This is a genomic window from Streptomyces sp. NPDC091416 (genome assembly GCF_044756845.1).
In the GTDB taxonomy this organism is placed as follows: domain Bacteria; phylum Actinomycetota; class Actinomycetes; order Streptomycetales; family Streptomycetaceae; genus Streptomyces.
This window is the reverse complement of the sequence record NZ_JBIVTU010000010.1, coordinates 320,365-342,935: the sequence shown is the minus strand read 5'-3', so window position 1 is coordinate 342,935 and position 22,571 is coordinate 320,365. Positions and strand designations below refer to the sequence as shown.

The following is a 22,571-nucleotide window of genomic DNA, read 5'->3' as shown; positions in this document are numbered from 1 at the left end:
CTTATGCGCGTCGAACGAGACGATCCCGGCAACGTTCCGGGAGGGTGGGGGCGGTTCGGGTGGGGGGACGGGCGACCGGGGTACCGGTCGGCCGCGTGGGCCGGTTCTACCGCTACGATGAAGGAAAGCGGACAGCTGTCCGCTTATCCGTCGAACCTAGCGGACAGCTGTCCGCTCAGCAAGGCCGTCATGGCCGCGTGTCCGGAAGGAGGAGGCGTGGACGAGGAGAAGAGCACGCCCCAGCGCCCGGACGCGCAACGGAACCGTGAACGCATCCTGGCCGTCGCCCTGGCGGAACTGACACGGTCGGCGGACGCGCCGGTGAGCTCGATCGCGAAGAAGGCCGGCGTCGGTCAGGGGACGTTCTACCGCAACTTCCCGAACCGCGAGGCGCTCGTCCTGGAGGTCTACCGCTACGAGATGCAGCAGGTCGCGGACAGCGCGGCCCAGCTGCTCGCGACCCGCGCCCCCGACCGGGCGCTGCGGGAGTGGATGGACCGGCTGGCGCAGTACGCCATGGCCAAGGCCGGCCTGGCCGTCGCCCTGCGCGCGACCGCCAGCAGGTACGGCAGTCTGGCCCAGCTCGGCCACGGCCCGGTGACCCGCGGCGTCACGCTCCTGCTGCACGCGAACGAGGAGGCGGGCACCATCCGCCCGGGTGTGACCACCGACGACTTCCAGCTCGCCATCGCCGGACTCTGGCAGCTCGACCCGCAGAGCGACTGGCAGCCGAGGGCCGCCCGCCTGTTCGACCTGGTGATGGACGGGCTGCGGGCGGGGGCGCCCGGCGCGGGCGCGGCGCCGGCGTAGGACCTCTCGTCCGGACCACGCGGGGCCCGGACCCTCCATCCGGCCCGATCCGGACGAAAGGCCCTGGTCCCGGATTCCCTGCGGTTCACGACCCAGTGGCGGCCCCGATGACCACCGTGCGCGCCCACGCGGGCGGTGCGTCCGGAACGTACTCGGAATCCTCGTCCCACCGCCGCGCGTGCTGCCGGTCGAACAGACCCACCACCGTCCGGCACGGCGGCGGCGTACCGGGCCAGGGCGTCTGCCCGTCGGTGAGCGCCACGACGACATCGGGCCGGGGCTGCGACCGGAGCGCCCTGGCGAACCCCGAGCGCAGGTCCGTGCCGCCACCGCCGACCAGCGCGATGCCCTCGGCGCGGCACAGCGGGTGGACGACCCGGGTCGCCGCGTCGCACGCCAGGACGGTGACCAGATCCCGCCGGCCGCCCACGGCACGGGAGATCGCGGCGACCTCCAGCAGCGCGCTGCCCAGTTCGGCGTCGCTGACCGAGCCCGAGGTGTCGATGACCACCGCGACGCGCGGCGGCCTGCGCCGAAGGCTCGGCAGCACGACCCCGGGCACGCCCGCGGACCGCCGGGCCGGACGGCCGTACGTGTAGTCGTCGCCGGCCCCCGCCCCCGACACCGCCGACCGCAGCGCCGCCCCCAGCAACTGCCGCCACGGCTGCGGCGGGTGGAACGCTTCCCGGGCCCATCTCTGCCACCCCTTCGAGACGTTCCCGGGCCGTCCGACGATGCCCCGGGCCACCCGGAAGCGCACCGCGTCCCGCTCCTGGGCGCTGAGACCGTGGGCGCCGGCCGGCCCCAGGTCCCACTCCCGTTCCAGCCCGTCGGCGCCGCTGCCGCAGTCCAGCCAGGCCAGGTGCTGCGTACGCGGACCGAGCCGGAACTGACGCAGGTAGTCCTCCATGAGTTCCCCCTCGCCCAGTTCCAGATGCCGCGGCTCCACCGCCCCCGCGGGCCTCACGAGTCCGTCGCCGAACACGTCGTCGTTGATCTCGCAGTCGGCGGCGATGTTCATCCGCAGCCGCTCCGCCGGACCGGCCGGACCGTGCTCCCGTACGAACCGGTCACTGCGCCCGTGGTGGTCGCGCAGCAGGTGCGACACCTCGTGGACCCACACACCGGCGAGTTCCTCCACCGGTGTCCGGTCCACGAAGCCGGGTGAGGCGTAGCACCGCCAGTGCCGGTCGACCGCCATGGTCGGGACCCGCCGCGACTCCACGAGGTGCAGGGCGAACAGCGCGGTCGCCAGGTAGGGGCGGGCCCGGGCCGCCTGCAACCGGGCGGCGTAGAGCTTGTCGAGGTCCAGGGCCCCCGGTTCGCCCGGGGTCACCGGCGGGCCTTGGTGGCGGCCGCCGCGCGGGCCGCTGCCTGCTCGGCGCGCCGGGAGAGCGACACGGTTCCGGCGAGGGCCTCGATCGACTCCGGCACGTCCCAGTCCTGCTGCCGCAGGGTGGCGAGTGTCGTGGCGGGGACCACGACCAGGTCCGGGGCTCCTGTCTCCAGCGCCCGGACGAGCAGGGCCCAGGCAGCGTCCCAGCGGGACTTCTCCGGAGTCCGGCGGACCGCTGCCACCACGCCGTCGAGCACGGCCTGGCGCAGATCCCCGCGCTCGGGCAGCTCGGCGCCCGCCGGATCGGCGAGCAGGTCCTCCGGGTCCGGCAGGTCCATCCGGTCCAGGCTCGCCAGCAGCTCCAGCCCCGGCCCGTCCCCCACCGCACCCCTGACCAGCAGTGACAGCACGTCGCGCGAGGCGTCGGCCGCCGTAGCGAACGCGATCAGACGGAGCGTCATCTCCCAGCTCCGCGGGGAGGGCCAGGCCCCGCCCCGGCGTGTCTCCCCGCTGGGCAGCCGGTGCACGAGCGCGGGCCGCGCGGAGAGCAGTCCGCACACCGCACGGCGGGCGAAGTCCACGGCCTGCGCGAATCGTTCGGGAGCGAGCTGCGGCAGGGTGGCGCGCGGCCACGTCCCGCCCAGTCCGCGCACCACGACCTCGTGGTCGTGGACCCACTGGAGGTGTACGAACCGGTTGGCGAGGGGCGGGCTGAGCTCCCAGCCGTCGGCCGCCGACGAGCGCGGGTTGGCGGCGGCCACGATCCGTACACCGGGCGGCAGCCTGAGCGTGCCGATGCGCCGTTCCAGGACGAGACGGAGCAGGGCGGCCTGCACGGCTGGTGGTGCGGTGGACAGTTCGTCGAGGAACAGCAGCCCGCGGCCCGCCCGCACCAGGCGCACCGCCCACTCCGGCGGTGCCATCGGGACGCCCTGCTCGGCGGGATCGTCACCGACGATCGGCAGCCCCGAGAAGTCGGAAGGCTCGTGCACGCTGGCGATCACCGTGGTCAGCGGGAGATCCAGCGACTCGGCGAGCTGGGTGAGGGCGGCGCTCTTGCCGATCCCCGGCTCGCCCCACAGGAGGACGGGCAGGTCGGCGGCGACGGCCAGGGTGAGGGCCTCCAGCTGGACGTCGGGGCGCGGTTCGGTGGTGGTGTCGCGCAGCAGGGCCATCAACTCGCCCGCGACGTCCAGCTGGGACGCGGCAGCGGGGGTGCGAGGCATGCGGGTGGATGTGGGCAGGGTGCGTGTGGGCATGGGTGATCACCTGAGGGGTCTCGGTACGGATGGGAACACGGTGATGCGCGCGGGCCGAAGGCCCCGGGTCAGCGGACGGTGGCGACGCGCGGACGCCGGTACGGGTGACGGCCCCGGGAGCGCCGGTGCTCCGGGAGGGGGTGGCGCGGACCGGATCCGGTGAGGTCCGCCCGGAACAGTCCGTAGTCGATGCGCCGCCGGGCCGCGGTCTCCAGCTCGTCGCGCAGCGGCCCGCCGCGCAGAACGGCGCCGGGACCCAGCAGTCCTTCGACGACGGCCAGGGCACCTGCGATGTCGCCGTGGTCCAGGCGTTCCCGGACGCCGGTGAGGCAGTCGGGGCGGCGATGGGCCTCGTCGATGGCCTGGAGGCAGGGCATCGGCGTCCCGGTCAGGGCGGCCAGGAGTTCCTCACGGCGAAGTTCGGCGGGGTCGTGGTCGAGCGGAGCCAGCACCCCGTCGACGAGACCGATCCGGTGCGGCGCTCCGCGGCACTCCACGAGGCGCGGCTGTCCGGCCCCGTCGGGGTGCGGCGCCGTACCCACGGGGATGTGGTCCGGAATCAGTGCCCGGACGACCATGGGGTGCAGCCGGTCGGCCTCGATCGCCCCGCTTCGGATCAGGTCCAGGTCGGGCAGTGTCCAGACCGCCGCGTCGGGCAGGACCGGCAGCACGCGTCCGGCGGTGTACGGGGACGTCTCCGCGATCCGCAGTGCGGGCTGCCCGGCTCCGTCGCCGTGCGCGTCCAGGGCGAGGAGCAGCCGGTGCCGGCCCCCGAGCCGTACGGCGAACGTAGCGGTGGGCCGGGTCTCGGCGCGCAGCAGCAGGGCCGCCTCGGCCGCCCACCGTCCGGTGGCGCAGCGCCGGCCCGGCGGGATCAGGGCGCGCACGCCCGGGTCCACGCCGGCACCGTCATCGGCGTCGGCCGGTGGGCGGTCGGCCCCGGACCGGATGCGCAGTTCGCCCGTCGTGCGGGCGTCCCACAGGTGGCGGTGCAGGTCGAGGCGGAAGCGGGGGCTGGGGCGGGGATGCGGATGGCGGCGGGCGTCCGCGCCGGAGCGGGAGCCGTCCCACAGCGCGAGGCTGATCCGCTGGCCGGCGTCGGCCCGGGCGGGCGGGGTACGGACCACGAGATGCAGGGGGTCCCGGCCCGGCTGCCCGGTTTCGTACCGGGCCAGAGTCATCGTCAGGCCCGGGCGCAGCAGTCCGTGCGGAGCGATTCTCGGCAGATGCCAGCGCAGCAGGTCCGGCACCAGATGGCGCAGGTCGGCCCGGACCCGGGTGGTGAGTTCCCGGCCGTGCGTGCGTGCCAGGGCAGGGAGTCGGAGATCGATGTCGATGCCCGCAGCGGCGCATGCGCCGGACCAGTCGCCGGCGTGGCGGCGGGCGGTCGCGGTCTCGATCATGGAGGGCGGTACGGCGAACTCGCGTACGCGCAGCCAGAAGGTGAGGTAGGGATCCCTGTTCGCGTTCTCGGTGAGCATCAGCACTCACCTTGCGCGGACGGGTCCCCCAATCCGAGAGCAGTGTGTGTCGTCATCGCGGGCAGCGTAGCGGCAGGTGTCGGCGGGCCGCCACAGATTTTCGCCACGCCACTTCGCCGTGCTTCCTCGCCACGCCACTTCGTCATGCTTCCTCTCCGCGCTTCCTCTCCGCCTTCCTCTCCGCGCTTCCTCGACGCGCAGACACACCCGGCTGGCGTCACTCGGCCGGGACACGCAACGCTGCGCCGGTGTCGTCGCCGGTGACCGGATCCGACGACGCACCGGCCGCGAGGGGTGCAGGGGTGGTCAGGAGGCCGCGCGCTCGGCTGCCGCGACGTCGCCGGGGCGGCTCAGGCCGAGGTGGTCGCGCAGCGTCGTTCCCTCGTACTCCGTGCGGAACACACCCCGCTCCTGAAGGATCGGGACCACGGTGTCGGCGAAGACGTCCAGCCCGCCGGGTGTGAGATGCGGGACGAGGATGAAGCCGTCGGCGGCGTCGGCCTGGACGAAGTCGTTGATGGTCGTCGCCACGGTGGCCGGTGAGCCGACGAAGGCCTGCCGGTTGCCGGTCTCGATGACGAGGTCACGGATCGACCAGTTCTTCGCGGCCGCCAGCTCCCGCCATTCCCTGGCGATGGCCAGCGGATCGCGGTACATGCGTACCTGCGCGCGGCCTCGGGCGATGGTGTGTTCGCCGAGGTCCGGATCGATGTCGGGAAGCGGCCCTTCGGGGTCGTACGAGGACAGGTCGCGGTTCCACACGAACTCGAGGTGCTTGATCGCGGTGGCGCCGCTGACCTGCTGCCTGCGTACCTCGCGGGCCAGTTCCTGCGCCTCGGCGTCCGTGTCGCCGAGGACGAAGGTCGCGGCGGGCAGGATGAGCAGCTGGTCGTGGGTGCGGCCGTGGCGGGCGAGCCGGCCCTTGACGTCCGTGTAGAACGCCTGCCCCTCCTTGAGGGTGCTGTACCGGCTGAAGATCGCGTCGGCGCCCTCGGCCGCGAACTCGCGTCCGTCGTCCGAGTCACCGGCCTGGAAGATCACCGGGCGGCCCTGCGGGCTGCGCGGGACGTTGAACTGCCCCTCGATGTCGAAGTGCTGTCCCCGGTGCGCGAAGGATCCGGCCCGCGCGTCCCGGAGGAAGGTACCGGCCCCCTGGTCGGCGACGATTTCGTCGCCGCGCCAGGAGTCGAACAGTTCGTTGGCCGTGGCGAGGAACTCCTTGGCTCGGGAGTACCGCTCCTCCTGCGGCAGGAATCCGCCGCGGCGGAAGTTCTCGCCCGTGAAGGCGTCCCACGAGGTCACGACGTTCCACGCCGCGCGCCCGCCCGAGAGGTGATCGAGGCTGGCGAACTGGCGGGCCACCTCGTAGGGCTCGTTGAACGTGGAGTTGATCGTGCCGGTGAGGCCCAGGTGTTCGGTGACGGCGGCCAGGGCGGACAGTACGGTGAAGGTGTCGGGGCGCCCGACAACGTCCAAGTCGTATATCTGCCCGCCCTGTTCGCGGAGCCGGAGCCCTTCGGCGAGGAACAGGAAGTCGAACTTGGCGCGTTCGGCGGTACGCGCGAAGTGCGCGAACGAGCTGAACTCGACGTGGCTTCCCGCCGCGGGATCGCTCCACACGGTGGTGTTGTTGACGCCCGGGAAGTGGGCGGCGAGATGGATCTGCTTGAGCGGCCTGCCGTTGCCGGCGCCGTCGCTGGTGCTCATGTCGGTGGTCCCTCCGGCTCAGGCGGTGGCGTAACGGTTGGCGGGGCGGGCGAGTCCGAGCAGCCCGCGCAGGGTGTCGGCCTCGTAGGCGGTCCGGAAGGCACCTCGTCGCTGCAGTTCGGGCACCAGTCCGCGGGTGATCGCCGGGAGGTCGTGGCCGATCACCGCGGGCCGCAGCCGGAATCCGGTGAGCCCGGCCCGCTGCCATTCCAGGAGCAGGTCCGCCAGTTGCGCGGGGGTGCCGGTGAAGACCTTCGCGTCGCTCGCGTACGGCTGTCCGGCGAGGCCGTCGAGACGGTCCCGCCGGGCCGCCGCGGCTCCGGGCTCCTCGTCGAGGAAGACGACGAGATCCCCGAAGAGGTGGAGGAGCTCCGCCGCGCGCCCCGCGGCTGCCTGTTCGGCACGGATCTCTTCGGTGATGGAGCGGGCGCCGACGGTGTCGTGCGGGGTGACGTAGCCGATGTCCGTGGAGCGGGCCACGAGTTGGAACGGCACGCTCCGGTGCGCCAGGGCACTGACGACCGGTTGTCCTTGCGGCGGCCGGGGCGTGATCGAGGGGCCCTTGACGCTGAAGTGCCGTCCCTCGAAGTCGATGTAGTGCAACTGCTCGCGGTCGATGAAGCGGCCGGTGGCGACGTCGCGTATCTCCGCCCCGTCCTCCCAGCTGTCCCAGAGGCGGCGCACCGCCTCGACGTAGTCGGCTGCCTCCTCGAAGAGTTCGGCGGTCAGATCGCGGACGGCCGGGGTGTCCAGGTCGTCGATCCCGAAGTGCGGGAACGTGCGGCGGCCGAAGTGTGCGGCTTCGTGCTGCCGGGCCGAGACCTGGATGCGCAGACCGGCCCGGCCGGTGCTCACGTAGTCGAGCGTGGCGATGGCCTTGGAGATGTGGAACGGCTCCGTGTGCGTGGCGACCACGGTGGGGACGAGTCCGATGTGCCGGGTCAGCGGGGCGACGCGGGCGGCGATGAGTACCGCGTCCAGGCGCCCGCGCTCCTGGTCGGTACGGCCGTCGGGCCCGGTGAACTGCGAGGACTGGAGCCCGAGTGCGTCCTCGATCGTCACGAGGTCGAGCAGGCCGCGTTCGGCCTCCTGGACGGTGTCGGTCCAGTATGCGGCGGTGAGCAGGTCCCTGGGCCGGGCCTCCGGCTCGCGCCACGCGGCCGGGTGCCAGCCCGCGCCGTTGAGTGCGACGGCGAGGTGCAGGGGGGCGGACAGGGGAGGGTGCGGGGATGACGGTGCGGACACGACAGGGTGCCTTCCTGATCGACCGTGGGTGATCGCCGGGCCTCGTCGGGAGGTTCGGCGTCGCGGGTACGGATCAGGGACAACAGAGCGCGCCGGCCACGCGCTGGAGGTCGATGTGCGGCCGGGAGTAGAGGTGGACGCGGCGCCGGGGGGCGAGCACCTTGACGAGCGGGCAGGTCACCGGTGGCATGACCGTCGCCTCCGCTCTTCCGGCTCGGCGGGCCCGGAGGCCTCGCGCTTGCGGAACCCGGACGGGTCCCGCCTGGTCGTCACCCGGAGCACCCCACCGCGCGGGAGGGTTGCCGGTCAGCAAGCCGGGGCTCGACGCTGACACTCATGACCTGCCCGGAACGCTACGCGCGACGGGCCCGCCGCGCAATGCCCGGTGGATCATGGCCGTACTCGCTCTGCCGTGAGCCACAACACCACTGCGGCGCCGGGCATTCCGCCGCCGCACGGTTCGTTCGTCTCCCGTGCTGCCCAAGGCTGCCGTGGCGTGTGACGTTCCTTGCGCACCGCGGCCGGGACGGCGCCGGTCGCGGCGGCGGCAGCGGTGTCCGAGGAACGGGCAGACGGCCCGCGGCGGGTCAGTCCGTCAGGCCGGCGGCGAGGGTCGCTCCCAGCTCCCAGCACGCCTCGGTGTCGGCCTTGGCGGGTTCTCCCGTGACCGTCACGGCGTCGGTCGCACGGCGCCATCCGAGGCCGGTCGTGATCGACTCGATGGCCCGGACGGCGCCCGTGACGTCGTTGCCGCCGTGCACGTAGTACCCGAAGGGGCGGCCGCGCGTCGCGTCCAGACAGGGGTAGTAGATCTGGTCGAAGAAGTGCTTGAGGGCGCCGGACACATAGCCGAGGTTCGCGGGGGTGCCGAGCAGGATGCCGTCGGCGGCAAGAACGTCGGAGGCCGTCGCGGCAAGCGCCGCCCGGCGCTCCACCCGGACCCCTTCGATCCCGTCGGTCGTCGCACCGGAGACGACGGCTTCGAGCAGTGCCTGGCAGTTGGGCGAGGGCGTGTGATGCACGATCAGGAGAGTGGCCACACCTCCGCACCCTGCCGTGCTCGCCGCGCGGCCGCAAGCAGGGTACGGCTCGCGCCGCGACACCGGCCGGTGGTGATGTGCGGTCCGAGCCCCGCCGGACCGGCCGGCCCGGGCCATGGGCGGATCGTCTGGTGTGCTTCCCCGATGTCATCGATCATGGGTCCGTTCACCGACGACCGGTCCGGCGGAGAGGCGCGGCATGACATCCGGCAAGGAGGCCCGGCAGGGCCTCGGCATACTCGCGGACGACCTCACCAGTGCCGGGGACGGAGCAGCCCCGTTCCGCCGGGCCGGCCACGAGGCGCGGATCCTCCTGTCCGCCCCGGCGGCGGAACCCCTGCCCCGTACGGGGGTGACCGCGGTCGATCTCGGGACCCGGCTGCTGGACGAGGAGGCCGCCGCCGCGCGTACGGGCCGGGCCGCCCGCCGGTTCGCCGGCTCCGCGCTCCTGTTCAAGACGGTGGATTCGACGCTGCGCGGCCACGTCGCGGCGGAGGTCCGGGCCGCGTGGGCGGGGTCGGGGCGGCGGGCCGTCGTCCTCGCTCCCGCCTTTCCCGCGGAAGGACGGGTGACGGTCGAGGCGGTCCAGTACGTCCGGGGCGTGCCGGTCCACGAGAGCGACTTCGCCCGCGACCCCGTTCATCCGGTGCGGTGTTCGGACCTCACGACGGTGTTCCCGGACGCCGTCGTCGTCGGACCGGACCGGGCGGCCGAACTGCCCGGCCTCATCGGCCGGGGCGCTCTGATCGTCTGCTCCGCCGCGACGGACGGCGACCTCGACCGCCTGGTCGCGGCGGTCCCCGGCCTCGACGACGTCCTGTGGGTCGGCTCGCCCGGGCTGGCGGCCGCGCTGGCCCGGCGCTGCGCCCGCGATGACGGGCCGGTGCCGCCCGCACCCGCGCCGGTCCGCCGACCGCTCGTCGTCGTCGGCAGCGCCCATCCGGCGACCCGGCGGCAGCTGGCCGCGCTCCGCGACCGGGCCGACGTCCGGGGCGTCGTCGTCGGCGGCGATCCCGCCCCGGCGGTTCGGGCCCTGCGGGCCCTGACCGCACCCGTCCTCACGGTACAGACACCCGATGAACGCCATGCCCCGCACACCGCGCGCGTGCTCGCCCGGTCCCTCGCGGCTGTCGTACGGACGCTCGCCGGGGAGCGTCTGGTCGACGCGCTCGTCGTCACCGGCGGGGAGACGGCCGCGACCGTGTTCCAGGCCCTCGGCATCGACGGGATCGACCTGCTCGACGAGCCCGAGCCCGGCGTCGCCCGCGGAACCCCGCTCGGCTCGTCGTCCCTCCCCGTCCTGATCAAGGCGGGCGGCTTCGGCGACGACGAGATGCTTCTGCGGCTCTGCCGTCTGGTCCGGCAGACTCACAGCGCCCGGCGCTGAGAGGCGGTCCCGGCCCGACGGCGACCGCGGCGGGGCCGCGGACCGTTGGGCCGGATCCGGGGGTGTGTCAGGAGCGGTGTCCGAAGAACTCGACCTCCGCGACGGCCACCCGGCGCCCCTTGCCCGTCCCGTACGCGGAGTCGACGGTGAGCCGCACCGCGACCGTGTCCGTCCCCCGTACGTCGAACGTCTGCTGTCCCGCTGCGTCGGCCAGCCGGATCGTCCGGCTGCTCTCCTTGCCGTCCTTCGAGGTCAGGACCACGGTGATGTGGGCAGGCCTGGCCTGCGTGAGGAATTCGTCCTTCCGCGCCGAAGTCCCGGAGAAGACCACCATCTTCAGCAGCCGGACCGGCTGCGCGAACGAGCAGTCCAGATACTCGCCGGCTCCGTCACCGCTCTCCCGCGGCGCCCAGTACCGGTTGTTGAATCCGTCGAAGGCCGCCGTCGCGGGATGTCCCGGCGCGGAAGTGGAGCTCCGGAACGCGGACGGGACCACCGCCTCCGGTGCCCCGGTCTCCTCCTTGGCGAGGCCGAGCAGACCGGAGAGATGCGGCAGCGCGAACCAGACCCCGACCGCCAGCACCAGCAGCGCGAGCGGCAGCGCGAACCTCGGTCTGCGCCGCCCGCGCCGTGGCCGCGTACCCGCCACGCGGGTCTTCCCGGACGTCCGCCTGAGGATCCGGCGCCACCACGGCGGGCGGACGGCCGGGGGCGGCCCCGGGTCGAGGAGCAGCGCACACCGGACGCAGAGTGTGCGTTCCGGCGCGTTCTCCGCACGGCAGTTGGGACACACCACCGAAGTGCCCACCACCGGCCTGGGCGGTTCGGCAGCGCGGGGCTCCGGTCCGGGTGCCCAGGCATCGGGGCCGGGGGCCGGACCGTCCGGAGCGTCTCCGGGACGCCGGGGAGCCGCCGCCGTCGCCGGCTGCGGAGGCAAGGCCGGTGCGGTGGGCGGTGCGGTGGGCAGGCGTACGGGGCCGGACGCCGGAGTCGTGGGCGGAACGACGGGCGGACGGTACTCCGGGGCCGGGGCAGGCGCCACGGGCTCCGGCCGTCCGGCCGCCCGCGGTCCCGCTTCCGGCTCGCCCGCCCTCTCCGGCTCCCACGCCAGGAACGCCTCGCAGGACGCGCAGAACTCCCGCCCCGGCGGATTCCGGTGACCACACGCCTCGCAGATCACCGCGCACCGCCTCCCGTGTCCCCGGCCGGAGGCAGGATCTCCAGCGTGTACCCCACATGGGCCGGGATCTCGGTCCCGATGAGCTCCTCCAGCCGCACCCGGTCGACGGGCCGCCCCGCCCGTTCCCGGACCCGGAGCGTCACCCAGGCGCGCGCCCGGCCGGGCAGCGCGGTCTGCGACACGGTCGACCAGGCCGTTCCGCCGCTCTCGGTGATCTCCGTCTCCGCGCCCGTCGCCAGCCGCACCGCGTCGGCCAGCCCGTCGGCCGTACCGCGCCGGGCATGCCGGGCGACCGCGCCCCGCACCGCATCGCGGCGCCGTTCGACGGGACTGTCCTCGTACGGCTCCACGGCCACCCATTGGGCCAGCCAGGCCAGGAAGTCCTCCGGGGCGCTGCGGGGGTCGAGATGGGCGGGCAGATTGTCGATGGTGAGCAGGACCGGCGCGAGCACCTCGTCGAGCGCGGCGAGGAAGCGCCGGAGGAAGTCCTGTTCCAGGTAGACGGCGGGCAGCTGGTCGATCAGTGGGTGCGGGGTCGGAAGTCCGGTGACGCCGGTGCGCGACACGCTCTAGGCCCCTCTCACCCGGAGCTGGTGCTCGTAGCTGAAGACCAGCGCGTGCCGGTCGAGCGGGATCTTGGACGTGGCGTCGGTGCGCTCTCCGGTGACCGGATCGGCGCGGTAGAGCCGTACGTCCTCCACGAGGTCGATCCCGGGCACCCGCTGGAGCACGGCGAAGGCCTCCCCCGACTGGACCGGCCGCCCGAAGGGCCAGCCCTGTCCGTTCGGCCCTCCGGACAGCGCGTTGAAGTACCCGTACAGCGCGGCCAGCGCCGCTTCCCGTACGCGCTCCGCGCTCGCTCCGCGCTCGGCCTGCACCGAGGCGACGACGGTGACGCCCTGGTAGAACGGCGGCTCGACGACGAGGCGGGCCCCGATCGGACGGCGGGCCTCCAGATGCCCGGCGATGAGGCTGAGCGTATGGGCGGGTGGGATGAGCTCGTCGAACTCGATCCTGCCCTGCTCGTCGCTGCGGCCGGCCGGGACGACGAGCAGCCGGACGCCGTGGGCGGAACCGTCGTCTTCCCCGGGTTCGCCCGCCCGGATGCAGTGCACACGTGCCGCGTCCGGCGCGATGTCGCGGGCGAGGAGTTCGTAGTCGTGCGGGACGACGGCGCGGTGCAGGGTCCGCAGTGTCATGGGCCCGCGCACCCGGGCGCTGTCGACGCTCTCTCCGTCGACACCTCCGAGGGCCGGGCGGCGGTTCTCCACCCGGGCCACGTAGGGGATCGCGCTGCGCAGGATCTTCAGTGTCGACCTGGCGACATTTCCGCGCAGCCCGCCGCCCGTGCGGTAGGACCGGACCCGGACAGCGGCGCCCTTCGCCGGGACCGCGCCGTAGTGGCGGACGGATCCGTCCCGTTCCCGTACGGCCGGGCCAAACTCGACGCGGCCGGAGTTGGGGTCGAGGGTGATGTGGTGGTCGTCGGGTCCGGAGTGCGCGAAGTCGTCGACCCGGGTCCACCGGGTGTACTCCGGCTCGGGTCCGCTCCCGGGTTCGGCCACTTCGACCACGAAGTCACCCGGAACCACCGGCGCGCGGGCCAGCTCGAACGCCTGGCCCGGCACCCCTTCCGCCACGCCCAGCACCTCGTCGGCGACCGTCTCGGCATGTTCGGCGGCCACGGTCGCACCGATGGTGAAGGCCGTGATCCGGCGGAGGACGGGCGGTGCCAGGTACGTCGGCCTGCCGTCCTGTGCGTCGATCAGGCGGCAGCGCAGCCAGCCCCCGGTGCGCCGCACGACGGCCGCCGGGGTGTGCGTCCTCGGCAGGTGGAGGATCAGTTCGCCGGAGCGGTTGAAGCCTCCGGTGGCGTCCTTCTCGATGTCGCAGACCGTCCAGGCGGCACCGTCCCAGGCCTCCCAGACCAGCGGCGGCCGCAGCGGATCGACGCCGACGCCCTCGACCTTGCAGTCGAGCCGCAGCACGACGACTCCCGCGGGCACCGCGGCCGACAGACCGACATAGAGACAGTCGCCGGGCGCCGGGACCGCCCCGAAGCACGTCACGTCCCGGCCGATCGCCAGCTCCTCCGTGCGGTCCGCCGGCTCCTGGGACACCGGCCAGGTGGCGAGGTGGGCGAAGGCGCAGGGAGTGATCGTCAGCTGCTCGGCGGTCGTGAAGACGACGGCTTCCTCCGTCTCCGTACGCACGGTGGCGACCTCCGTCCCGGCCCGCACGACGACCGGGTCGGGCCGGGGCGCGGAGAGCCGGAACGTCACGTCGGTGTGCGCGGCCGTGGGCGGGTGCAGCCGGACCCCGATCAGGTCGAGAAAGGTGAGATAGCTCTTCTCCGGCACCCTGTTCACGCGGTAGACGAGCTGGTCGACCATGGTGGCGAACGCCTCGATGAGGGTGACGCCCGGGTCGGACACGTTGTGGTCGGTCCACTCCGGGCAGCGCTGCTGGACCAGGCGCTTTGCCTCGTCCACCAGGCCCTGGAAGCGGCGGTCGTCCAGATGGGGACTGGGCAGCGTCACGCGCCGGCCTCCTCGTCGTCGTGGCTCGTCTCCTGGGCGTGCTGCGGAATCACGTAGAACGGGAAGACGAGGTTGCGGGGGTCGTTGGAGCCGCGCACCGCGTAGCCGATGTCGATGTAGAGGACCCCGTTGTCCGCCTCGTCGAACCGCACGGTGACGTCGGCGACGTCGATCCGGGGCTCCCAGCGCTCCAGCGCCAGCCGTACCTCGTACGCGAGCTGCCCCGCCGTTCCCGCGTCCGCGGGCGCGAACACGTAGTCGTTGACGGCGCAGCCGAACTCGGGCCGCATCGGCCGCTCGCCCGGGGAGGTCGCGAGGATCAGCCGGATCGACTCCTCCAGCTCCCGCTCGCCGCGCACCAGGGCGATGGAGCCGGTGGCGTCCGTACGGGGCGGGAACGCCCAGCCGGCTCCGATGAACTGCTGTCCCATGACGGCTCAGCCTCCGATCCGTACGGTGGCGCAGCCCGACACGACCGGCGAACCACAGCCGCTCAGATCTCCGGCCCGGGCGGCCGGACTGCCGCCGATCCGCACGGTGGTACTGCCGGGCGGTGCGATCGCGGACGGCGGGTGGGCGAGCGGGGACGCGCACTGGTGGGCGGTGCCGACCGTGGCGGCGGGCTTCCCGCCGATCAGCACCGACACCACTCCGGGCGGCCCGACCGTGCCGGGGTGGCCGGTGGGGTCTCCGACCCGTGCGGCTGCGGCTGACGGCATGCGGTGTGCTCCTCTTCCCTGAGTGCGGTGGATCAGTTGAGCGTGATCATCGGTGCGTCGACGGCCACCGACCCACCGCTCCTCACGTCCGTGCGCTGTGTGCCCTCGACCGTGACCTGGCCGCCACGGACCTCCACCGCGCCGCCGGTGGAGAGCGCGACCCTGCCGTTCCCGCCGTCGAGCGCGATCCCGCTGCGGGACGTCACCGTGACGCTGTCGCCGGTCAGTTCGAGCGCCCCGCGTCCGGCGTCCAGCGCGACGCCCTTGGCCGCCTTGACGGAGACCTGCTCCTTGGCCTCGATCGTCACGCTGCCGTCGCTGTTGATGACGACGGCCGTGCCCCGCCGGTCCAGGTCGATGGTGAGCTTTCCGTCGCCGGTGCGGAGCCTGACCCCCTGCGGTCCGTCGGCCGCGTCCAGCAGTTCGAGCTGGTTTCCGCTCTTGGACGCGAAGGCGCGACGGTTCACCGCGCCGGTGGTGGGATCGACGAGGTCGCCGCCTTCGGCGGGGGTTCCCCCGGGGGCCGGGGCTCCTCCCCCGGGCCGGTCCTTCCCGTTGTACAGCCCGGCCAGCACGTACGGCCGGTCCAGGTGCCCGTGTTCGAAGCCGACCAGCACTTCGTCCCCGACCTCCGGGATGAAGGCCTCGCCGCCGCCCGTTCCGCCGGACTGTGCCGTGCGCGCCCAGTCACTGGCGTACTCGTCCGAAAGCCAGGGGAAGCGCACCTTCACCCGGCCCGATCCCTCCGGATCCTGGGTGTCCGTCACCGTCCCGCTGACCAGTCCCGAGCATCGGCCGGGCGGGCCCGCCGGACCCTGCCCGCCGCCTCCCACGAGCCCGAACAGCGAGCGTTCCTGCTGCCCCGACACGGTGATCCAGGTCTCGTACCCGCGTACGGCGTCGAAGACATGGCGCGAGGACGTGACGGTGTACCGGCCCTCGAAGGGCGCGCCCACCGCGTTCAGCGCCACCGCGCTGCCCGCCCTGACCTCCGGGTTGCCCCGGATCGCCGCCTCCAGCTCCGCGAACGACCCGGCGATCCGCTCCGCCAGGGCCTTCGCCGCCCGGTCCACCTGTGCCTGCGCCCCGTACGCCGCGTCGGTGACGACGAACCGTGCCTCGCCGAAGGGCGCGGAGACCTCGGCGGCCGTCACGCCGAGTTCCAGCGTCGAGGACGTGCCGGCCGGGGCCCTGCCCACCACCGGCTGCTTGGCCGCGACGTCCCAGCCCCGCACTTCCACCTCGGACACCTGCTCGGCGGCCGAGACCCCGGCGCGGCAGCGCAGCAGGTTGTCGCCCAGTTCGAGGACGAGCGGGTTGCGGTCGGCGCGGGCCGACCCGTCCGGCGCCCCGCTCGCCTCGGCGGGACGGGTGAGGTGCAGCTGCCCGTCGCGTACGTACGCCTGCGCCCCGGCCTCCTCGGCGAGCCCTCGCACGAACTCCCAGTCGGTGACGTTGGGCTGGGCCAGGTGCTCGATCACGGGTCCGGCGATGTCCACCGTTCCCGGCTTCAGTCCGGCGCGCTGGGCGACCTGTCCGCAGATGTCGGCGAGCGTCATGTTCTGGTAGCTGGCGACCCGCCGCCCCCGCAGCAGCCGGTGCGACTCGTCGAGGCCCCGTACGACGGTGAACGTGCCGGTCTCGTCGAGTTCGACCTCAAGTGCCGTGACCACGCCTTCGAGCAGTGGCTTCGGTGCCGTGTCACCGCCGGCCCGGGCCAGCAGCCGCGCCTCGCTGCCGATCTTCAGTCCGGTCTGCTCCAGCAGGACCCGTCCGGGGTCCCGGAACCGCAGCAGGAACAGGTCGGGGAGCGTACGGCTGTCGTCCACGTACCCCTCGACGAGCGTGTTCACGAACCTCGCGGCGAGCGGGGTGCCGTCGAACTCCACCACCAGCGCACTGGCGACGCCCTGCCCGGTCATCGGCCCCGCCCCCGGTCCGCTTCGCTGCCGAGTCTGCCCAGCTCGTCGAGAGCGGGCAGCAGCAGCTGTGTCCCCGGCGCGAGCCGCAACGGGTCGTCGATACGGTTCGCCTCCGCGATGGCCCGCCACGCGCCGGCGTCGCCGTACTCCCGGTGCGCCAGCGACGGCAGCGAGTCCCCGGCCGCCACCCGGTGCACGCGCCGGGCCACCAGCGCGCCGGAGGTCGGGTTCTGGCCGGGGGTCTCCCCGCTGATCTCCTCCATCGTGACCTGGCAGACGGCCCGGATCGGCACCCCGGAGGTCGTGAACAAGGTGTATTTCGCGGCGACTTGGCTGACGTATCCGGGGAACCCGGTGAGCCCGCCCCAGTGGAAGACCACCCACGGGGGTGACGAACGCTGCTGCTGCCGGGTCTCGCTCGTCGGCACACAGCAGGCGAAGAGCTGTTCCACCGAGGTCACGACCCGGGTGTCCTGGGTGTCGCTGGCGTCGAAGAACATCTCGACGGTGAGCTTGCTGGGCTGCGATCCCTGGTACTCCGGCGGCCCTGAGCTCTTCGCGCCCTTGGCCGGGGTGCGTTTCCAGGAGGCGGCCTTGGTCAGGCTCAGCTCCTTGGGATTGAACTGGAAGTCGATCCGTCCGCACGGTCCGCCGGGCGTGAGCCCGCCCCCGGTCGGCGGCGTCCGCAGCTCCAGGTAGGCGTGCTCCAGCTTGGGCCTGGCCGAGCCGCCCTTCGCCGCTGACGCCACCCCGGACGTACCGGCGGCGCTGAAGGCGATGGGTCCCGCGCCGCTCATGCCGCTCAGCCCTCCATCACGTAGCCGTGGTGGGCGATCTCGATCGTCTCCATCGCGACCTTGGGCGACTCGGGCGTGAAGGAGGGACCCGTCCACCGGACGGGCACGACCTCCAGCAGCCCCCACTGGGCCACCTTCCGCCCGTCGCCGGTGCGCGCCTCGATGTGCGCCGTCTTGCGGCTGAAGCCGGTCGTCATCGTGGCGAACCAGCGGGCCACCTTCTCCGTCTCCCGGGTGAGCGGGCGGGACAGCTTGACGTTGGAGTACTTCAGCCGGGTCGGCAGCTGCCACAGATGCCCGTTGTTGCCGCCCTCCTCCCGGGTCTCCAGGACCACTTCACAGCCCAGCCCGTCGCAGGTGTTGAACGACCCGAGCTCGATGTCGTCGATCGTCACGACGAAGCAGACGCTGACGGCGGGGTCGTCGTCCGGGGAGGTGGCCATGGCACGTGCCTCTCGATCGGTGACTCTGGGCCTCGGTGAAGGGCGCTGATCGTCAGTGGCGGGTGTGGGACATCAGTGGCGGGCGCTGATCGTCAGTGGCGGGTGTTGATGTGGAATCCGGCGCGTTCGCGGTCGAGCCGGAGATCGGCCTTCAGGAGCCGGCTGAGCGGCCCGTAGAGCGCCCGGACCAGCTCGTCCGTCACGGGCGGGGTCCCCGGCCCCGCCGCCGCTCCCGCGCGGGCATCCGCGCCCGCGGCTGGCGGCAGGCCCCCGGGGCCGCCTGCGTCCCCGGGCGGTTCCGGTTCCGTTACGGGGGGCGGCTCGGGTTCCGGCAGCGGTGGCGGTTCCTCGGCGATCTCGGCGTCCCGCTGGATGACCGGTCGCGAGGTGCCGTGCCGGGGCGCGGCCGCGAAAACGACGCTCCCGTCGGCCATCCGCTGGGCGACCCCTGCCGCGACGGCGACGGAACCGGCGGTCGGGGATGCGGCGGGCCGGCCACCGGAACGCCCGGCCGCCGAAGCGGGTACGGGCGGCGCTTCGGCTGTCTGCCGCTGTACGGGCGATGCCCCTGCGGCCCGCCTTGGTACGGGCGGCGCACCGACCGCGTGCCGTTGAACGGGCGCCGCCTCACGCTGGAGCAGGGCCGCCGGCGGCCCGGAAGGCGCTCCCGGATCCGGAACGGTCCACCGTACGGGCACGGCGGAGGGCTCGCCGAGCGGCAGACCGGCAGGTGGCGTCGGCTTCCGTTGCTCCCCGCCACCGCCCTCGGACGCGCGTTGAACGGCCGCTCCGGCCGAAGGACCGGGATCGGTGGCGGACTGAAGAGACAGCGGCCGGTCCCCGAGCAGAGGAGCGGTCGGACCGGCGGCGGAAGGGGATGCGGGCGGTGGCCCGCCGTGGAGGGCGACCTCGGACCGCTGGACGGGAACGGTGGATGCCGGCGTCGCAGCGGCCACGCCTTCCCCGCCCGTCTCTCCGCCGGAGACCGCGCCGACCGTCTCTCCACCGGACACGGCACCGGCCAGCGGGACGTCCCCGAGCAGGGGCGCGACGGGCTCTGCCGCTTCGAACCCGTCGGACGGCAGACTCGTCTCCGGGGCAGGCGGCGTTGCCCCACCCACCGAAGCCAAGGAATCATCGGCCGACGCCGCCGAGGCGGACTCTCTCTGAACCGTCTGCGGCCGCGACGCCGACGGTTGGGCGTCCGACGGCCGATGGGCCTGTCGTTGAGCGGTGGGCGGCAGGCCGGGCAGCGGCGCCCCGAGTCCGGGCGTGCGTCGAGGCGGCTGCGCCGAGGCTGATGCGGCAGCGCGCTGAACCGCCGACGCACCCGGCGAAGCCTCGCTCGTGTCCGGCCCGGTATCCGTCCGGCCGGCCGCGTCCGATCGCTGTACGAGCGGCTCCTCGCCCACCAGTTGCCTTACAGGCAGCCCGGATTCGGCCGATGAACCCGCAGCGGTCGTCAGAGCCGGAACGCTCTCCCCGTACGCGCGCTGGACCGCCACCGGAGCGGGCTTGGTCCCTGGACGCAGCGGCATGTCGACGGTCCGCTGGACCGCGGGAGCAGGACCCCCCGGCGCCACGAAGGCGACTCCGTGCACCAGCCCGGCCGGTGCGTCGGGGCTGACGAGATGGCCCAGCGGCGTGCCGAGTGCGGTGTCCTGCCTGGTGGTCAGCGCCGCCTGGAATCCACCGGGGTCGATCACGAGGTCCTGTCCGGTCACGGACCGCTGCACAGGCGCCAGCCGGCTGACATCGACACGGTCCACCCGGTCCTGCCGCGAAGCGTGCGCACCACGCGGAGACGGGTCACCGCCGCTGGAACGGCCGCCGCGCAGCCAGGACATCAGCCCCATGATCCTCCCGCCCTCCCCGCGCTCCCCGCTACTGCCCGTTGAGGCGAGCGATCTGTGCGACGAACTTCAGTCGTTCCGGATGTTCCAGGTCCAGCAGGTCGTTCAGGGGCCAGTGGAAGTGGTAGGCGAGGTACGCGACTTCCTCGTAGAGCAGGTCGGCCGCGTACGTCACGATTCCCCCAGGCGACCGCCGGCGAGATCCACCGCGAACTCCTCCTTGCAGGACGGACACGCGACGGCGGCGCGGGTGTGCCCCTCCGCGTTGATCCGGCGGTAGAAATCCTGGAGGAAGGCCAGGTCGGATGCGAACAGGTCCTCGATGACGCCCGGGTGGATGTCCTCGACCGTTCCGATCCGGGTCACCACGCGGGAGATCAGGACGACCGACAGATAGGCGGAGTTCTCCCGCACCCGGTCGTCGCGCAACGGCACGAGTTCGTCGCGGGCGGTCGCGAGCCGCATCACGCCGGAGCGGTGCACGGTGCCCGACTCGTCGACGTAGCCGCGCGGCAGGTCGAAGGCGAACTCCGTACGCAACGGCTCGGTCCGCCCAGCGCTCTCCCGCTCCGCCGACTCCCCCTGCTGAGCCTGGAACTGGACCGTGCGCCGCATCAGTCGAGCTCCATGCTCTCGTACGTGATCGACAGCTTCTCCGTGAGGACCGAGGTGTCACCGGCCTTGAGCGTGCCGATCTCCAGGGATTTCGGCCACGCGTTGATCAGCTTGTACCGCTTGATGGGCAGGCCCTCGTAGTCGTAGACGATGACCGCTCCGTTGCGCCGGGCGCTCATCATGCGGCCGAACCGGGAGTCCTTGATCCAGCGTTCGAAGCTGTTGTCCTCCGTGAGGCCGCGCGTGACGGTGACCTCGCCGGCCTTGGGCCGGCCGGGCAGCTTCTTGATGGCGTACTTGCCGTCGGCGGTGTTCTGCTTCAGCTCGATGACGTCCTGCTCCATCTTCAGACCGCTGACCTCGGTGATCTGCTTGATGATGACGCTGTCGAACTCCAGACCGAAGGAATGCCCGACGGAACTGTCAAGATCGGGAAGCGGCACAACAGGCTCCTTATGCCAGGTTCGGGAACGGGCCGGTCACTGCTGATCGAGGAGAGGCCGATGGCCCGGTCATTCGTCGACTCCCCCGGTGCCGCCGGTCAGCTGGGAGAGCCGGAACACCACGAACTCGGCCGGCTTGACCGGTGCGACGCCGATCTCGCAGATGACCTGTCCCGCGTCGACGCTCTCGGGCGGGTTGGTCTCGCGGTCGCACTTCACGTAGAACGCCTCGTCGGGCGTGAGCCCGAAAAGGGAGCCCTTGCGCCACTCGTTGACCAGGAACGCCGAGACCGTACGCCGGATACGTGCCCACAGCGCGTCGTCGTTCGGCTCGAAGACGACCCATTGCGTGCCCGCGAGAATGGACTCCTCCAGGTAGTTGAAGAGCCTCCGGACGTTGAGGTAGCGCCACGCCGGGTCGGAGGCCAGGGTCCGTGCGCCCCAGACCCGGATGCCGCGCCCGGGGAAGGAACGGATGCAGTTGAGCCCGATCGGGTTCAGCAGATCGTGCTCGCTCTTGGTGAGCTGCGTCTGCAGCGCCACGGCCCCGCGCACCACCTCGTTGGCCGGCGCCTTGTGCACTCCGCGCGTGTCGTCGTTGCGCGCCCAGATGCCCGCGATGTGGCCGCTCGGCGGTACGAGGGCGGCGCGTCCGGAGGCCGGGTCGGCGACGCTGATCCACGGGTAGTAGAGCGTGGCGTACTTGGAGTCGAAGTTGGCCCGGTCCATGCGCCAGCTCCTCACCTGCTGCGGTGAGAGGCCGGGCGGAGGGTCGAGGATGGCGACCCGGTCGCCCATCAGCTCGCAGTGGCTGATGAGGCCTTGCTGGACCGCGATGACGGACTCCAGGTCGAGCAGCCCGCGCTGGTACGCGCCCATCAGGTCGGGCACGGCGATCATCGTGACCTCGTCCACGGCTTCGAGCCCGCCGAGCCCCGTGCGGCGGTCGGCGTCGCCGACGTACGCCTCGGGGGCGAGCGCGCCGGCGCCGCCCGCGGCGGGGGCGGCGGGTGCGAGCGCGACCGACTGGACGTCGGGCCTGGCCGGGGCGGCGCCGCGCCCCGTCTCCCGTATCTCGATCAGTTCGGACTTCGCGTTGACGCGGGTCGCGACGTTCTCCTTGCTCCGCTTGGTCGTCACGGACGGGTACGTCTCCGCGACCTGTCCGTCCCGCTTCACGATGAGCTGGAAGACGTCGGAGGGCGGGTCGTCGCCCTCGGCCTCCGCGACCTCCACGCTGATCTCGCCGGCGACACCTGCCCGGGGCTTGACGGCGTACGGCCCGATCTGGACCTCGGCCCCGGCGGCCAGTTCCCCGGCGCCGGTGTCCGCGCCCTCGGCGATGCGTACGACGTAGCAGATCCCGCCCCCGTTGGCGAAGAAGCCGTAGACGGCGGAGGCGAGGTACATGCCGTCGACGAAGTCGCCGAAAGTGCCGGCGAACTGGCTCCAGTTGGTGATGAGCGTCGGCTCGTCGAACGGCCCCCGCTGGGCGAAGCCGACGAAGGCGGCGACCGAGGTGCCCACCCCTTCGATCGGCCGGGACCCGGACTCGACCTCTTCGACGTAGACGCCCGGGGACAGGTACGACGGCATATGAGCCTCTCCTTGACGCGCTCCTCGATGTGCTCCGCGCCCCGTTCCATGGTCGGGACCGCGAGTCATTCTCATCACTGGCGCGATCACCCGGAACGGATACTCGGCCGCCCCGCCGTGCACGGACGCCTGCCCGAAGAGGCAGGCCCCCGGCACCTCACGCGCTACGCGGACGTGCCCCGGTCGCGGCCCTCGCAT

At 73.0% G+C, this 22,571-nt stretch carries 23 protein-coding genes and 1 riboswitch; of the genes, 3 read left to right on the top strand and 20 right to left on the bottom strand.

Going from position 1 to position 22,571, the window contains the following annotated elements; translation table 11 throughout:
- Positions 1–189 precede the first annotated feature (189 nt).
- On the top strand, positions 190–810 hold the full coding sequence (locus ACIQMX_RS28665) for a TetR/AcrR family transcriptional regulator (protein ID WP_402482342.1): 621 nt from the start codon (positions 190–192) through the stop codon (positions 808–810).
- A gap of 85 nt (positions 811–895) precedes the next feature.
- Here the strand turns inward: ACIQMX_RS28665 and ACIQMX_RS28660 are convergent, their stop codons facing one another.
- The 7 genes from ACIQMX_RS28660 to ACIQMX_RS28630 all read right to left on the bottom strand — a co-directional run bounded on the left by ACIQMX_RS28660 (position 896) and on the right by ACIQMX_RS28630 (position 8,878).
- Entirely contained in the window at positions 896–2,146 is a 1,251-nt protein-coding gene (locus tag ACIQMX_RS28660; RefSeq protein WP_402482339.1) for a VWA-like domain-containing protein, read from the bottom strand.
- Positions 2,143–3,405, bottom strand: a complete 1,263-nt coding sequence (locus ACIQMX_RS28655; RefSeq protein ID WP_402482337.1) for an AAA family ATPase — start codon at positions 3,403–3,405, stop codon at positions 2,143–2,145. Before ACIQMX_RS28655 ends, ACIQMX_RS28660 begins: the two co-directional genes overlap by 4 nt.
- Positions 3,406–3,473: 68 nt before the next feature.
- Complete coding sequence (locus ACIQMX_RS28650; protein ID WP_402482335.1) at positions 3,474–4,886, bottom strand: hypothetical protein; 1,413 nt, start codon at positions 4,884–4,886, stop codon at positions 3,474–3,476.
- Between the two features lie 306 nt (positions 4,887–5,192).
- On the bottom strand, positions 5,193–6,593 hold the full coding sequence (locus tag ACIQMX_RS28645; RefSeq protein WP_363076511.1) for an NtaA/DmoA family FMN-dependent monooxygenase: 1,401 nt from the start codon (positions 6,591–6,593) through the stop codon (positions 5,193–5,195).
- Between the two features lie 18 nt (positions 6,594–6,611).
- Positions 6,612–7,838: an LLM class flavin-dependent oxidoreductase gene (locus ACIQMX_RS28640; RefSeq protein ID WP_402482331.1), complete on the bottom strand. Its 1,227-nt coding sequence runs from the start codon at positions 7,836–7,838 to the stop codon at positions 6,612–6,614.
- A gap of 73 nt (positions 7,839–7,911) precedes the next feature.
- Positions 7,912–8,028, bottom strand: coding sequence for a putative leader peptide (locus ACIQMX_RS28635; RefSeq protein ID WP_363076515.1), 117 nt, complete (start codon positions 8,026–8,028; stop codon positions 7,912–7,914).
- A 39-nt stretch (positions 8,029–8,067) separates the two neighbouring features.
- A riboswitch (SAM riboswitch) is annotated at positions 8,068–8,180 on the bottom strand.
- Between the two features lie 245 nt (positions 8,181–8,425).
- Entirely contained in the window at positions 8,426–8,878 is a 453-nt protein-coding gene (locus tag ACIQMX_RS28630; RefSeq protein ID WP_363076517.1) for an NAD(P)H-dependent oxidoreductase, read from the bottom strand.
- 199 nt (positions 8,879–9,077) lie between these two features.
- Between ACIQMX_RS28630 and ACIQMX_RS28625 the strand changes: the two genes are divergently transcribed.
- Positions 9,078–10,265 carry a four-carbon acid sugar kinase family protein gene (locus ACIQMX_RS28625; RefSeq protein WP_402482327.1) on the top strand — a complete coding sequence of 396 codons (1,188 nt, stop codon included), beginning with the start codon at positions 9,078–9,080 and terminating at the stop codon, positions 10,263–10,265.
- 67 nt (positions 10,266–10,332) lie between these two features.
- On the opposite strand, the gene ACIQMX_RS28620 is transcribed toward ACIQMX_RS28625, so the two are convergent.
- Positions 10,333–10,914: an NADase-type glycan-binding domain-containing protein gene (locus ACIQMX_RS28620; protein ID WP_402482325.1), complete on the bottom strand. Its 582-nt coding sequence runs from the start codon at positions 10,912–10,914 to the stop codon at positions 10,333–10,335.
- Between the two features lie 151 nt (positions 10,915–11,065).
- Between ACIQMX_RS28620 and ACIQMX_RS28615 the strand changes: the two genes are divergently transcribed.
- The gene (locus ACIQMX_RS28615) at positions 11,066–11,425 is read left to right on the top strand and encodes a hypothetical protein (protein WP_402482322.1); all 360 of its coding nucleotides are present in this window, start codon (positions 11,066–11,068) and stop codon (positions 11,423–11,425) included.
- 16 nt (positions 11,426–11,441) lie between these two features.
- On the opposite strand, the gene ACIQMX_RS28610 is transcribed toward ACIQMX_RS28615, so the two are convergent.
- From ACIQMX_RS28610 to ACIQMX_RS28555, 12 genes are all read right to left on the bottom strand, one after another.
- Positions 11,442–12,011, bottom strand: a complete 570-nt coding sequence (locus ACIQMX_RS28610) for a phage tail protein (RefSeq protein ID WP_363076523.1) — start codon at positions 12,009–12,011, stop codon at positions 11,442–11,444.
- Positions 12,012–12,014: 3 nt separating this feature from the next.
- Entirely contained in the window at positions 12,015–13,985 is a 1,971-nt protein-coding gene (locus ACIQMX_RS28605; RefSeq protein ID WP_402482319.1) for a putative baseplate assembly protein, read from the bottom strand.
- Positions 13,982–14,416, bottom strand: a complete 435-nt coding sequence (locus ACIQMX_RS28600) for a GPW/gp25 family protein (RefSeq protein WP_402482316.1) — start codon at positions 14,414–14,416, stop codon at positions 13,982–13,984. Before ACIQMX_RS28600 ends, ACIQMX_RS28605 begins: the two co-directional genes overlap by 4 nt.
- A gap of 6 nt (positions 14,417–14,422) precedes the next feature.
- Positions 14,423–14,704, bottom strand: a complete 282-nt coding sequence (locus ACIQMX_RS28595) for a PAAR domain-containing protein (protein ID WP_363076529.1) — start codon at positions 14,702–14,704, stop codon at positions 14,423–14,425.
- 32 nt (positions 14,705–14,736) lie between these two features.
- A complete protein-coding gene (locus ACIQMX_RS28590; protein ID WP_402482312.1) occupies positions 14,737–16,626 on the bottom strand; it encodes a VgrG-related protein in 1,890 nt (629 codons plus the stop codon).
- The gene (locus ACIQMX_RS28585) at positions 16,623–17,423 is read right to left on the bottom strand and encodes a peptidase M23 (RefSeq protein ID WP_363076533.1); all 801 of its coding nucleotides are present in this window, start codon (positions 17,421–17,423) and stop codon (positions 16,623–16,625) included. Before ACIQMX_RS28585 ends, ACIQMX_RS28590 begins: the two co-directional genes overlap by 4 nt.
- A gap of 5 nt (positions 17,424–17,428) precedes the next feature.
- Complete coding sequence (locus ACIQMX_RS28580; protein WP_148016756.1) at positions 17,429–17,866, bottom strand: phage tail protein; 438 nt, start codon at positions 17,864–17,866, stop codon at positions 17,429–17,431.
- A 92-nt stretch (positions 17,867–17,958) separates the two neighbouring features.
- The gene (locus tag ACIQMX_RS28575) at positions 17,959–19,722 is read right to left on the bottom strand and encodes a hypothetical protein (protein ID WP_402482309.1); all 1,764 of its coding nucleotides are present in this window, start codon (positions 19,720–19,722) and stop codon (positions 17,959–17,961) included.
- A gap of 28 nt (positions 19,723–19,750) precedes the next feature.
- Positions 19,751–19,894 (bottom strand): DUF6760 family protein, encoded by a 144-nt coding sequence (locus tag ACIQMX_RS28570; protein WP_402482307.1) that lies wholly within the window; start codon positions 19,892–19,894, stop codon positions 19,751–19,753.
- A complete protein-coding gene (locus ACIQMX_RS28565) occupies positions 19,891–20,334 on the bottom strand; it encodes a hypothetical protein (RefSeq protein WP_363076537.1) in 444 nt (147 codons plus the stop codon). The genes ACIQMX_RS28570 and ACIQMX_RS28565 overlap by 4 nt, the downstream gene beginning before the upstream one ends.
- Positions 20,334–20,777 (bottom strand): phage tail protein, encoded by a 444-nt coding sequence (locus tag ACIQMX_RS28560; RefSeq protein WP_148016754.1) that lies wholly within the window; start codon positions 20,775–20,777, stop codon positions 20,334–20,336. Before ACIQMX_RS28560 ends, ACIQMX_RS28565 begins: the two co-directional genes overlap by 1 nt.
- A 69-nt stretch (positions 20,778–20,846) precedes the next feature.
- Positions 20,847–22,373, bottom strand: coding sequence for a phage tail sheath subtilisin-like domain-containing protein (locus tag ACIQMX_RS28555; RefSeq protein ID WP_363076539.1), 1,527 nt, complete (start codon positions 22,371–22,373; stop codon positions 20,847–20,849).
- Positions 22,374–22,571: the final 198 nt, after the last annotated feature.